Origin of the sequence: Paenibacillus sp. MMS20-IR301, assembly GCF_032302195.1 — a bacterium.
Taxonomy (GTDB): Bacteria; Bacillota; Bacilli; order Paenibacillales; family Paenibacillaceae; genus Paenibacillus_AQ.
Genome location: NZ_CP135275.1, coordinates 4,552,082 through 4,564,650, shown reverse-complemented (window position 1 = coordinate 4,564,650; position 12,569 = coordinate 4,552,082). Strand labels below are relative to the sequence as shown.

7 protein-coding genes and 1 pseudogene are annotated in these 12,569 nt (G+C 53.1%); 5 read left to right on the top strand and 3 right to left on the bottom strand.

The window, feature by feature from the left end; translation table 11 throughout:
• Positions 1 to 109: 109 nt before the first annotated feature.
• The 3 genes and pseudogenes from gltB (at position 110) to LOS79_RS19615 (ending at position 6,818) form a co-directional block, all read left to right on the top strand.
• Positions 110 to 4,705 (top strand): glutamate synthase large subunit, encoded by a 4,596-nt coding sequence (gene gltB, locus LOS79_RS19630; protein WP_315422337.1) that lies wholly within the window; start codon positions 110 to 112, stop codon positions 4,703 to 4,705.
• A 400-nt stretch (positions 4,706 to 5,105) separates the two neighbouring features.
• Positions 5,106 to 6,032, top strand: coding sequence for an ABC transporter ATP-binding protein (locus LOS79_RS19625; protein ID WP_315411737.1), 927 nt, complete (start codon positions 5,106 to 5,108; stop codon positions 6,030 to 6,032).
• Positions 6,025 to 6,818 (top strand): annotated as a pseudogene (locus tag LOS79_RS19615) (ABC transporter permease). The gene LOS79_RS19625 and the pseudogene LOS79_RS19615 overlap by 8 nt, the downstream one beginning before the upstream one ends.
• Before the next feature lie 62 nt (positions 6,819 to 6,880).
• Here the strand turns inward: LOS79_RS19615 and LOS79_RS19610 are convergent.
• Both LOS79_RS19610 and LOS79_RS19605 read right to left on the bottom strand, forming a co-directional pair.
• A complete protein-coding gene (locus tag LOS79_RS19610) occupies positions 6,881 to 7,327 on the bottom strand; it encodes a bactofilin family protein (protein WP_315411735.1) in 447 nt (148 codons plus the stop codon).
• A gap of 53 nt (positions 7,328 to 7,380) precedes the next feature.
• On the bottom strand, positions 7,381 to 8,616 hold the full coding sequence (locus LOS79_RS19605) for a peptidoglycan DD-metalloendopeptidase family protein (protein WP_315411734.1): 1,236 nt from the start codon (positions 8,614 to 8,616) through the stop codon (positions 7,381 to 7,383).
• 318 nt (positions 8,617 to 8,934) lie between these two features.
• Between LOS79_RS19605 and cls the strand changes: the two genes are divergently transcribed.
• Positions 8,935 to 10,365, top strand: coding sequence for a cardiolipin synthase (cls, locus tag LOS79_RS19600; RefSeq protein ID WP_315411733.1), 1,431 nt, complete (start codon positions 8,935 to 8,937; stop codon positions 10,363 to 10,365).
• Positions 10,366 to 10,532: 167 nt separating this feature from the next.
• Positions 10,533 to 11,441 (top strand): YitT family protein, encoded by a 909-nt coding sequence (locus tag LOS79_RS19595; RefSeq protein WP_315411732.1) that lies wholly within the window; start codon positions 10,533 to 10,535, stop codon positions 11,439 to 11,441.
• A 183-nt stretch (positions 11,442 to 11,624) separates the two neighbouring features.
• On the opposite strand, the gene ligD is transcribed toward LOS79_RS19595, so the two are convergent.
• A complete protein-coding gene (ligD, locus tag LOS79_RS19590; RefSeq protein ID WP_315411731.1) occupies positions 11,625 to 12,509 on the bottom strand; it encodes a non-homologous end-joining DNA ligase in 885 nt (294 codons plus the stop codon).
• Between the last annotated feature and the right edge of the window lie 60 nt (positions 12,510 to 12,569).

Sequence of the window (12,569 nt, the reverse complement as noted above, 5' to 3'; positions counted from 1 at the left end):
GGTCGATGATAAAATAATATAACCAATCTGGCTTGAATAAATATTAAGATTATCCGCTGAAAAATTTTCCTGGAATTCCGTCTACTTTATAATAGAAAGGTTGCGTATGATGAGACACACTGAACTGCCCGGCAAACAGGGCCTTTATGATCCCCAGTTCGAAAAAGACGCTTGCGGCATGGGGTTTGTTGCCCATATTAAAGGCAAACCGTCCCATGATATTGTTAGCAATGCTCTGACTATGCTCTTCAACATGGAGCATCGCGGAGGCCAGGGAAGCGAGCCGAACTCTGGTGACGGAGCCGGCATTATGCTGCAGATTCCGCACCGTTTCTTTGCCGGTGAAGCAGCGAAGCTTGGCTTCGGTCTGCCGGAACAGGGCCATTACGGCGTGGGCATGGTCTTTCTGTCTCATAACGAGGAGATCCGGACCCGCCATGAGAACCTTTTAAGCGAGATTATCGCTGAAGAAGGCCAGCAGGTGCTCGGCTACCGCGACGTGCCTACCTTTGACGAAATGCTCGGCAAGACGGCTAAGGCGGCCAAGCCGTATGTACGGCAGGTATTCATCGGCCGTGCTGAAGGAATTAAGGATGAGCTTGCTTTTGAACGCAAGCTGTACGTAATCCGCAAACGCGCGGAGCTGGCGATCCGTTACGGCGGTGCAGAAGAGGGCGAATCTTTCTATGTGCCAAGCATGTCTTGCCGCAAGATCGTCTACAAAGGCATGCTGACCACCGAGCAGGTAGGACAGTTCTATCTGGATCTTCAGCAGGACAGCCTGGAATCGGCGATTGCGCTTGTCCACTCCCGGTTCAGCACCAATACGTTCCCGAGCTGGGAGCGTGCCCACCCTTACCGCTTCATGATTCATAACGGAGAGATCAACACCCTGCGCGGCAATGTGAACTGGATGCATGCCCGTCAGTCGCTGTTCAAGAGCGAGGTATTCGGGGAAGACCTCAGCAAGATTAAGCCGGTCGTGAACCCTGACGGCTCTGATACTGCAATGTTTGACAACACGTTTGAATTCCTGTATTTAAGCGGACGTTCCCTGCCGCATGTGGCGATGATGATGGTACCTGAGCCATGGAGCAACCATGACAGCATGGACGAGAAGAAGAAGGCCTTCTACGAATATCACAGCACCCTTATGGAGCCATGGGACGGGCCTGCTGCAATGGGCTTTACCGACGGGGTTCAAATCGGGGCGGTGCTTGACCGTAACGGCCTGCGTCCTGCACGCTACTATGTAACCAAAGATGATCTGATCATTCTGTCGTCTGAAGCGGGAGTGCTTGATATCCCGGCTGAGGATGTATTATACAAGGACCGCCTGAGACCAGGCCGCATGCTGCTCGTCGATACGAAGCAGGGCCGGATAATCTCTGACGAAGAGGTAAAAGCGGAAATCGCTGCACAGCAGCCGTACCAGGAATGGCTTGATGAGCATCTGATCGGCCTCGATCAGCTTCCGGATGCTCCGGAGCTGCCGAATCCGAAGCATGATAACGTTCAGCAGCTGCAGCAGTCATTCGGCTATACCTTTGAGGATCTGCGCAAGGTGCTGGAGCCTATGGCTTCCACAGGGGCCGAAGCTATCGGATCCATGGGATATGACTCTCCGCTGGCGGTGCTGTCCGACCGTCCGCAGCGGCTCTACAACTACTTTAAACAAATGTTCGCCCAGGTAACCAATCCGCCGATTGATGCCATCCGTGAGGAACTGGTAACCTCTACAGCGACAACCATCGGACCTGAACGCAACCTGCTCAAAGCAGAACCGGAAAGCTGCCGGCAGATCTCGCTTGACTCACCGATTCTGTCGAATGAGGATTTCGCGAAGATCCGCCATGTACGCCGTGCAGGCTTCAAGTCCATGTCGATTCCGATTCTTTTCCCGGCAGAGCTGGGGGCAGAAGGACTGCGCATTGCGCTGGAGCGGATGAATGAAGCGGCAGACCGTGTTATGGGGAAGGGTCATAATATCCTTATTCTGTCCGACCGCGGCGTAGACCGTGAGAATGCCGCAATTCCGGCACTGCTGGCTGTATCCAGCCTGCATCACCATCTGATCCGCTCGGGTACCCGGACCAAGGTCAGCATCCTGCTGGAATCCGGTGAACCGCGTGAGGTTCATCACTATGCCTTGCTGCTCGGCTACGGGGTAAGTGCGGTCAACCCTTACCTGGCATTTGAAAGTCTGGATGACATGATCGGCCAAGGCCTGCTGCGCGGAATCTCGCATGAGAAGGCTGTGAAGAATTATATCAAGGCTGCAACGAAGAGCGTAGTCAAGATCCTGTCCAAAATGGGCATCTCGACAATTCAGTCCTACCGCGGTGCGCAAATCTTTGAAGCGGTCGGCCTCAATTCAGAATTTGTAGACCAATACTTCACCTGGACTCCTTCCCGTATCGGCGGGATCGGCCTTGCGGAAGTAGCTGCTGAAGCACTGGCAAGCCACAACCGGGCCTTCACCGACAAGGACGGCAATGACAAGGTGCTGGATTCCGGCGGTGAATACCAGTGGCGCAGTGACGGGGAAGAGCATCTGTTCAATCCGCAGACGATTCATCTGCTGCAGCACTCGGTACGCAGCGGAGATTATGCGATGTACAAGAAATATGCGGCACTGGTCCAGGGTGAGAGCGAGAAGCACCAGACGCTGCGCTCGATGCTGGAACTCAAGCCAGGCGGCAGCCCGGTTTCTCTGGATGAAGTAGAACCGGCGTCGTCCATCATGAAACGCTTCAAGACCGGCGCGATGTCGTTCGGCTCGATCAGTAAGGAAGCACATGAGACACTGGCGATTGCGATGAACCGTATCGGCGGCAAGAGCAATACCGGTGAAGGCGGTGAAGATCCGGCGCGCTTCACTCCTGACGCTAACGGCGATTCCCGCCGCAGCGCAATCAAGCAGGTGGCTTCGGGGCGTTTCGGCGTAACCTCGAACTATCTGGTGAATGCCGATGAGATCCAGATTAAGATGGCGCAGGGCGCTAAGCCGGGCGAAGGCGGACAGCTCCCGGGCCGCAAGGTATATCCTTGGGTTGCTGAAGTACGCGGTTCTACAGCAGGCGTGGGCCTTATCTCACCGCCGCCGCATCATGATATTTACTCCATCGAGGATTTGGCTGAGCTGATCTATGATCTGAAGAATGCCAATCCGCGGGCCAATATTAACGTAAAACTGGTATCTGAGGTCGGCGTAGGCACCATTGCTGCAGGTGTGGCCAAAGGCCGCGCTGATATTATCCTGATCAGCGGTTACGACGGCGGTACCGGAGCTTCACCGATGAACTCCATCCGCCATGCCGGACTGCCTTGGGAGCTTGGTCTCGCCGAAACCCATCAGACGCTGATGCTGAACAATCTGCGTGACCGTGTAGTACTCGAAGCAGACGGCAAGATGCTTAGCGGACGCGACCTTGCGGTAGCTGTTCTGCTCGGCGCTGAAGAATACGGCTTCGCCACTGCACCGCTTGTAGCTGTCGGCTGTATCATGATGCGCGTGTGTCAGATGGATACTTGTCCGGTCGGTGTAGCTACGCAGAATCCGGAGCTGCGCAAGAACTTCATGGGCGACCCGCAGCATGTAGTTAACTTTATGACCTTCGTGGCAGAGGATCTGCGCGAGATCATGGCAGAGCTTGGCTTCCGTACCATCGAGGAGATGGTCGGACGTACGGATTGTCTTGATGCGGTTAAGGCTTCAAGCCACTGGAAGAAGCAGGGCGTGGATCTGAGCGGACTGCTGCACACGCCGGCTATGCCGGAAGGAAGCACCCGCTTCCGCAGCAAAACCCAGAATCATGGCCTGGATGAGACGCTGGATGTTACCCGTCTGCTGGATATCGCTGCACCTGCACTGGAATCCGGCACTGCCGTTGAAGCATCACTGCCGATTACGAACGTTAACCGTGCAGTAGGTACGATTCTGGGCAGTGAGCTGACCCGCAAATACGGGGCGGCTGGTCTGCCGGATGATACGATCCGCCTGCATTTCACCGGCTCAGCCGGACAAAGCCTTGGCGCATTCGTACCGAAGGGCGTTACCCTTACCGTCGAAGGCGACTCTAATGACTATGTCGGTAAAGGACTGTCCGGGGGCAAGCTGATCATCAGACCTTCCCGCAAGGCAACCTTTGCGGCTGAAGAGAACATCATCATCGGCAATACAGCCTTGTACGGAGCAACCAGCGGTGAAGCTTATATCAGCGGTATCGCCGGCGAGCGGTTCGCTGTCCGTAACTCCGGGGCCAATGTAGTCGTTGAAGGCGTGGGCGACCACGGCTGCGAATACATGACCGGCGGCCGTGTGGTTGTACTGGGTGGAACGGGACGTAACTTTGCTGCAGGGATGTCAGGCGGTATCGCTTACGTATACGATCCTGACAACAGCTTCGTCAAACGCTGCAACCTGGAAATGGTGCTGCTGGAGCGTGTGGAAGAGGCGGAGGAAATTGTTGAGCTGCAGAGCATGATTACACGTCATGCAGAGCTTACTGACAGTAATGCAGCCCGTAACGTTCTTGATTCGTGGGAACAGGCATTGCCGAAGTTCGTCCGTGTCATTCCGAAGGATTACAAACGGATGCTGGAGCAGATCCGGAAGGTGGAGCAGAACGGCCTGACCGGCGAAGCGGCGCTGATGGCTGCATTCGAAGCGAATATGCGTGAGCTTGCGCGTGTTGGCGGCTAGGATTTAAGTTTTGACCGGATGAATTGCCCGGGGCTTCCGGGATATATCCTACAATAGAGGGGCAGCATTGTTATCCGTATACGGAGAAGATGCTGTCCCTTTTATATTTCCGCCATTTTTCCTAATTTCAGGAAAAAGAAAACCTGTGTTAAAATATAAAAATGTATGAAACGGTCTTTTGTTTTCAACAATAAAGTGTAAGTAACGGAGGGGAAGTTTGGAACTGTAGGAGCGAAAGCGACCGCCTTTGTCACCGGATTTCTACCGCAAAAGCGGTAATAATCAAGAAATCTGGGGACAACAGCGGCCGGAAGTCCAAACATTTCCCGCAGTTACGACGGACACTTTAAAAAGAATCGAAAGCCCGGTTCATACCACCCGACCGAAAGGAAGTGAAGCTATGCCGAATACGGCAGAAGTAGTGAAGCCGGTGGCCAGCCTGATGGGGGTCACCAAAAAGATCGGCTCCAAAACGCTGATCAGTGACTTGACGCTGGATATTCCGCCCGGGCAAATCTTTGGATTTCTGGGTCCTAACGGAGCCGGTAAAACAACAACCATCCGCATGATGGTAGGGCTGATCTCCATTAGCCGCGGGGATATTCTGATCTGCGGCCGCAGCATCAAAGATCATTTTGAAGAGGCGATAGCCAACATCGGAGCCATTGTCGAGAATCCGGAAATGTACAAGTTCCTGAGCGGATACCAGAATTTGCGCCAGTATGCCCGTATGGTGCCTGGTGTAACTAAGGAACGGATTCAGGAAGTGGTTGAACTGGTGGGCCTGGGCCAGAGAATCCATGATAAGGTGAAGACGTATTCGCTCGGGATGCGCCAGCGGCTGGGTGTAGCCCAGGCACTGCTGCACCGGCCGAAGCTGCTGATTCTGGATGAACCGACGAACGGGCTGGACCCCCAGGGGATCCGTGAGTTACGTGATTATCTGCGCCAGCTGTGCAAGACAGAGGGGACAACCGTCTTTGTCTCCAGCCATCTTTTATCCGAAATGGAACTGATGTGTGACAGCGTAGCAATCATTCAGAACGGCCGGCTGATTGAAGTGAAGCAGCTTAAGGCTGTAGGCGATATAAAAGTACCGGCAGGGGAGACCCTATTCGAGGTGAGTGACCCGGAAGCTGCACTGGTTCTAATGGGCCGCGGGATACTGAAGGATGGAGGAATTGCGGTGGAGGCGGGGCGCGAAGAAGTGGCTGAGCTGAATGCAAAGCTGGTAGCCGGCGGAATCCAGGTGTACGGCATCAGGGCGTTGTCCAGAACGCTTGAGGATCAATTCCTGGAGATTACGGGAGGTGAAGGGATTGGGTGATTTCGTAGCTCTCATACATAATGAGAACATCAAAATTTACAGACGCCTCCGGACCTGGATCATGCTGTGTATTCTGGTGCTTATGAGTGCGCTGTTTCCGATGCTTGTTCATTTCAGCAGCAGAGACAGTGAGTTCAGCATAGGGCTTTGGGACAGCTTTCAGAGTACAGTAGCTATTGCAATGTTCCTGAATGCCATATTTACGGTCTTAATTGCTGCCGACTCCGTAGCGGGCGAATTTTTCTGAGGGGAACGATTAAGCTGCTGCTGATCCGCCCTTGGAGCCGCACTAAGATCCTGCTCTCGAAATATATATCCGTGATCCTGTTCAGCTTGTTCAGCACAGTGCTGCTGATTGCCTTCGGCTACGGGTCTGCCTTGATATTCTCCCCGTCTGCCGCAGAGCCGATTACGAATTCCCAAACGCTCTGGGGCCAGGGGGAATACGTATTTTTGCTGATTATGTGCAGCTATATAGAGCTGTTCCTCACGGCAGCTATTGCCTTTATGATCTCCAGTGTGTTCCGCTCAAGCGGACTGGCGATAACCCTGTCCTTGTCGATCATGTTCACCAAGGATATTTTCATGGCAATCTTTAACCCTGAACGTTACGAATGGGCCAAATATCTGATATTTGCACATATGGATTTGAGCGGCTACCTGCTGACAGACCGTATTGCCGGCGGAGCTACATTAGGATTCTCCATTGCAGTGCTTGCATTGTATTATGTGGTAATCATGCTGGTGTCCTGGCTGGTGTTCCGTAAAAGAGATGTTGCCGCATAAATGTTGTCTATGCAGCTTTAATAAGAGGAACCGGAAGCTGACCTGAGCGGGAGGATTCCCGCTTAGGCGCCTTCCAGACTGCTCTGATTGCTGCCGCGTTTGCCTGACTTGTCCTTACGGCCTGCGGGTACAGTCCGGCCTGCTTCTTCAGCAGCGGGCTGTTCCGTCATGGCTACGGCACCGTTGAGAATACTTCCCTCCATGATGCTAAGTGCCGCGGCGGCAATGTTGCCATGCAGCTGTCCGGTGCCGGTCATGATCAGCTTGCGGCCGGCAGTAACATCGCCGTAAACTTTGCCGGCGATTACAATTTCCTGCGCTTTAATACTGGAATGAACCATTCCCTGTTCGCCTACTGTCACAGTTCCCTGGCAGAGGATTTCCCCGCTGAAATTTCCTTCTATCCGCAGATTGGTATCACAGTTTACTTTACCTTCGAGTGTGCCTCCGTGTCCGATCAGTGAGTCTGTTGATTTATAGGACGGACTTGCTTTACGTTTGTTCCACATTGCTAATTGTCCCCCTTAGATTGGTCTCCCACGATAACTGATAACCTTCTGAATTACGGCTTCACGTAACCAAGCGGATTTACCGGATTGTTTCCCTTTACGATCTGAAAATGCAGATGAGGCCCTGTGCTGCGGCCGGTGTTGCCCAGTGTGCCGATTTGCTCCCCCTTGCCGACCGTCTCGCCCGGTGAGACATTCATGCTGTTCAAGTGCATATACCAGGTCTCCAGCCCGTTGTCATGCTTGATAATGATATATTTGCCTCTGGCGCCCATTTGGTCTGCGGAGGTGACTACCCCGCCCATTGCAGCGTACACAGGATCTCCTATGCTGCCGGCGATATCGATCCCTGAATGATAGGCAGATACTCCTTTGAACGGATCAGAACGGTAACCGAAGCTGGAGGTAATCACTTTCGAGCCTGTAGGCCAGATGACTGCCGGGGCGAGCCGCGCTTTTTCTTCCCGGGCTTTTTGCGCCTGAAGACTGGCTTCTAACTGATTGGCCTCTTCAGCTTCTGTAATCGTGCTCGAGATGCTGTTGACCATTTTATCCAGCATACTGCGGATTTCCTCGAAGTCGTCCTTCGTATCCTGGACCAGCTCCAGCGGATCCTCTGCATACATGGCGATATATTCCCCCCCGACCTGGAGAGGTACGGTACTGGCCAGTGCCGTGGTGACAGCACCAAACCGGAAGTCTATTGCAGATAAATTGCCAGTCGGAAAATCAGTGTCCTGCTGTTTGAGGAACGGGGCTGTAGTGGTGCGCTTGCTCTCTTCCGGTGCTCCTGTCACTGCTACTTTAGCCGAGGCGGCCACGATCAGCGGCGGCTTAGCGCTCCTGGAAGCATCCGGAGCCGAAGCGGTGGTATCGGTATCGTCTGCACCGGCAGCATTACCGGACGACGAAGTGGTCTCCTCATCAATCAGTGACTGCAGCTGCTGCTCCAGTTCCGTGACACTTTTCAGCTTGTCTTTAATACTCTGGGCTTCTTCTGACAGCTCCGTCACCTGGCTGCGGAGCTGCAGCAGCGCCTCATCCTTATCGGCGACCTTCAGCTCCATCCGGATATTCTTAAGCGAAAGTGCTGCTGCTTCTGCCTCCAGCTCGGAAATGGACCGGGAGGCATGGATATGCATGGAGGTGACGAGACTGGAGAGGGATAGGGCGGCAGCGGCAGGCAAAGCCAGGGCAAGCGGCTTTGACAGGTGCAGCTGTCTGACCGGCCGTCCGGCCTCACGGACGACGAGCAGCGTAATCCTGTTATGATCTGGCTGACTGTTCATAACGTCTCCTTCCTGCGGCCTCAGCAGCCGCTTGGTGTTAACTGAATGGTACGGCGGTATACGGTGAACCCGGGCTCATCCGATTCGTCCTACTACTCTATGTATTCCATACCTTTAACGAACATGACAACGGTTTGCTTGAATAAAGAAGGAGAGTTACGGCAAAACCTGTAATAGGAAGCAGCTTCCGGAGCAAGTTTTGCGAAGAGAAACAGGATGCCGGGTGCTAACAAAACTTAAAGCTTATGCTTCCGGAGCAAGTTTTGCGAAGAGAAACAGGATGCTGATGCTAACAAAACTTTTAGGAGGGTAGTAAGAATGAAGATATTCGCCATTATTTTAATGCTGTTTATACTGCAGCTCGCCATTATCATTATTTCGGAGTTCCGACGTCCGCAAAGGGCGCTCGTCTGGATCTGCATTACCTTCTGCTGCCCGCCGCTTGGGCTGCTATTCTATTATTTCCTGGGGCGCGATTACTGGCAGGAGCGCAAGCTGGGCAGACGGTGCGTATCACTCCTGCGTGAGATCCGCGGCCATGTAGCCGGCAAAATCGAGATTGTCCGTCAGGCTGCAGATACGGGGAATTCCGGATTCGGGCAGCGCCCGGAGCTGCTTCATCTGCTCTCCGGACTGGCGGAGAGCCCCATCACCAGCCAGAATAAATGTGAGGTGCTGTCCAGCGCGGAGGCCGCTTATAAGGCAATGCTGGCGTCGATGGAGCAGGCGCAGGAGCATATTCATCTGGAGTTCTATATTTTCCGCGATGATGAGATTGGCCGGCAGTTCCAGGAGGTTATGGTCCGCAAGGCACGCCAGGGAGTCCGGGTGCGCCTGTTATGCGATGGCCTGGGAAGCCACAAGCTAAGCCGCACATTTGTAAATACACTGAAGCAGGCAGGCGCCCAGGTTCATTTTTTTCTGCCGCCGCTGGTTTCACTGCTGGACCGCCGCTTCAATTACCGCAATCACCGCAAGATTCTTGTGGTTGACGGGTTAACCGGCTTCACCGGCGGGATGAATATAGGCGATGATTACTTGGGGAAGGACCCCAAAATGGGCTATTGGCGCGATACACATCTGCGGCTCGAGGGCGATTCGGTCTATCACCTGCAATATGTGTTTCTTAAAGACTGGCGGCTGGCTTCCGGCGATATCATGAGCCATCCGCGGTTTTTCCCTGCACATGCCTGCAGCGGCCGGAATGCGGTACAGATCATAGCCAGCGGCCCGGATGGGGGAATTGATACTACCCAGGAGATGTTTTTCGCCTCCATCTGTGCTGCGAAGGAGCGGATCTGGCTGGCCTCGCCGTATTTCATTCCAGACCCGGCGGTTTGCCGGGCGCTTAAGAATGCAGTGCTCAGCGGAGTAGAGGTCAGGGTGATTATTCCTGCGAGGCCGGATAATAAGCTGGTGTATTATGCAACACTGTCTTATCTTGAGAATCTGCAGGATGCCGGAGTGAAGTTCTACCGCTACACCAACGGCTTCATGCATGCCAAGGTTATGATCATTGATAGTCTGCTGGCCACAGTCGGCAGTGCCAATCTGGATATGCGCAGCTTCTATTCAAACTTTGAATTGACGGCCGTTCTGCTTCATCCGGAGCAGATTGCCGGGCTGGCGGAAGATTTCGGCAATGACCTGAAACACAGTGAATACATTGATCCTAAGGAGTTTCAGGAGCGGAGCCGTAATGTCAAACGGATTGAGGAGCTGTGTCAGCTCTTATCGCCGCTTTTATGACAGGAAATATGGCAGAAGCATCGTTTATCGAAGGTTATATCATCTTCCATGCGTTATTTGAGCTTCCTTATGTTATAATAGGAGTATAAGAAGCAAAGGGGAGAAAGCGCACCTGCAAATTCTGCTTTCGTATACTTCTTAGATAAACTTTTTATAGGGGGAGTTCTATGACTGTAAGCCAGCAAATCTTTACGAGTGAGGAGCAGAAGAAACCTCAGAAATCAGGAGCTTTCAAGACTGCAAGACTGGCCCAGCGGATTGTGATGATTGTCATCGGAGCGGCCATGATGTCTGTTGCACTGGAGATTTTTCTTGTTCCCAATAAGTTGATTGACGGCGGAATAACTGGTATTTCCATTATGTTGTCTTCTATTTTTCATATACCTCTGGGTATTTTATTGACGCTGCTTAACCTGCCGTTTCTGGTGATCGGATATAAGCAGATCGGTAAAACCTTTGCCTTATCTACCTTATTTGCAGTAGTTGTGATGTCGATCGGCACCCAGTTGCTCCATCCCGTTAATCCGATTACGGTTGAACCGCTGCTTGCAGCAGTGTTCGGGGGGGTAATTCTCGGGGCAGGGGTCGGACTGGTGGTCCGTTACGGCGGATCGCTCGATGGTACCGAAATTGTAGCAATTCTTGTAGCCAAGCGGCTTCCGTTCTCTGTAGGGGAAGTTGTCATGTTCTTCAACCTGTTTATTCTTTCCGGTGCAGGATTTGTGTTCGGCTGGAATAATGCGATGTTTTCACTGATCGCCTATTATATTGCTTTCAAACTGATTGATATTACGCTTGAAGGTCTGGACCAGTCGAAATCGGTCTGGATTATCAGTGATAAATTCCGCGATATCGGCGAAGCGTTAACCGAACGTCTGGGACGCGGAGTAACCTATCTGGATGGTGAAGGCGGATTTTCCGGCGACAACAAGAAAGTGATTTTTGTTGTAATTACCCGTCTGGAAGAAGCAAAGCTTAAGTCTATTGTAGAGGATTGGGATTCTGACGCATTTATCGCGATCGGCAATATCCATGATGTCAAAGGCGGCCGCTTTAAGAAAAAAGCAATCCATTAGCGCTGCCCGCAACTGCCGGAGTGCTACCCGAAGGAAGGTATATTTACGAACGTCAGAGTAACCAATACGGCGGTCTATACTTGCTGCGCCGTATTCTCATATAGAATACCTTCCGTCCATGAGCTGGACGCCGAATAAGCCCGCTAAGCCTGGGAACAGGCAGCTGCGGGCTTATTGTTGTTTTCAGGGAAGCCTGGCAACAATCTCGCCTACCGGCTGGGGCGCAACCTGCGCGATAAGATCCCCCATCCCGGACAAACGCTCCTCGATGTTCAGCAGGTGATAATCCGCCGGAGTGACATTCCGCTCGACCTCTTCCCACAGCAGCGGTGTGGAGACTGTGGCCAGCGGGCGTGCACGCGGGGTATACGGTGCAGCCAGCGTTTTGCCGCCGTAATGCTGAAGATAATCAAAATAGATTTTATTCCCGCGGTGCTTCTTCAGCCGTTCCAGCGTGAACAGGTCAGGGCGTTTCTCGGTGACATAACGGCCGACGAAATGCCCGATCTGCCGCAGCTCCCCGAAGGTTATACCAGGTTCTACCGGAACGATAATCTGCACACCGGTTGCGCCGGAGGTCTTGGGGATGGAGTCCAGCCCCAGTGACCGGAGTACGGCGCCGACGACGGCTGTGGCTTCCATAATGCGCGGTTCAACCTCGAGGGAAGGATCCAGATCAATCATCCATTCACAGGGCAGGCTGCTGCCGGCATAATGAAGGGAAGGATGAAATTCCAGTGCGGCCAGATTGCCGAGCCATAGCAGCTCAGGCAGCCCTTTTAGCGTGATGTAATTAATGTTGTCGTGGTTTATGGTGTGTACATAGGGAGGCAGCGGCTCCGGCGCATTTTTTTGATAAAAAGACATGCCCGGCACGCCGTGCGGATAGCGGATAACGGTCAGCAGCCGGTCACGGCAGTAGCGCAGCAGGTAGGGGGAGAGTGCAGTAAGCTTTTCCAGATAAATCTGTTTGGTGATGCCCATCTCCGGCCAGAGCGGTTTGTCGGGATTGGTGATGACGATCTGCTGACCGTCTATGGTGATAGTGCCTTTAATGGCCGTTCGCATGCGGCGTCCTCCTTCAGGTTCGGCTGTTCTGCCTATTATTTGCCGTATTGCCGTTTTTCA

Excerpts from the sequence above, each read along its gene's own strand:
- LOS79_RS19625 (WP_315411737.1), top strand. The coding sequence starts at position 5,106 with ATGCCGAATACGGCAGAAGTAGTGAAGCCGGTGGCCAGCCTGATGGGG.
- LOS79_RS19605 (WP_315411734.1), bottom strand. The coding sequence starts at position 8,616 with ATGAACAGTCAGCCAGATCATAACAGGATTACGCTGCTCGTCGTCCGT.
- cls (WP_315411733.1), top strand. The coding sequence starts at position 8,935 with ATGAAGATATTCGCCATTATTTTAATGCTGTTTATACTGCAGCTCGCC.
- LOS79_RS19610 (WP_315411735.1), bottom strand. The coding sequence starts at position 7,327 with ATGTGGAACAAACGTAAAGCAAGTCCGTCCTATAAATCAACAGACTCA.
- gltB (WP_315422337.1), top strand. The coding sequence starts at position 110 with ATGAGACACACTGAACTGCCCGGCAAACAGGGCCTTTATGATCCCCAG.
- ligD (WP_315411731.1), bottom strand. The coding sequence starts at position 12,509 with ATGCGAACGGCCATTAAAGGCACTATCACCATAGACGGTCAGCAGATC.
- LOS79_RS19595 (WP_315411732.1), top strand. The coding sequence starts at position 10,533 with ATGACTGTAAGCCAGCAAATCTTTACGAGTGAGGAGCAGAAGAAACCT.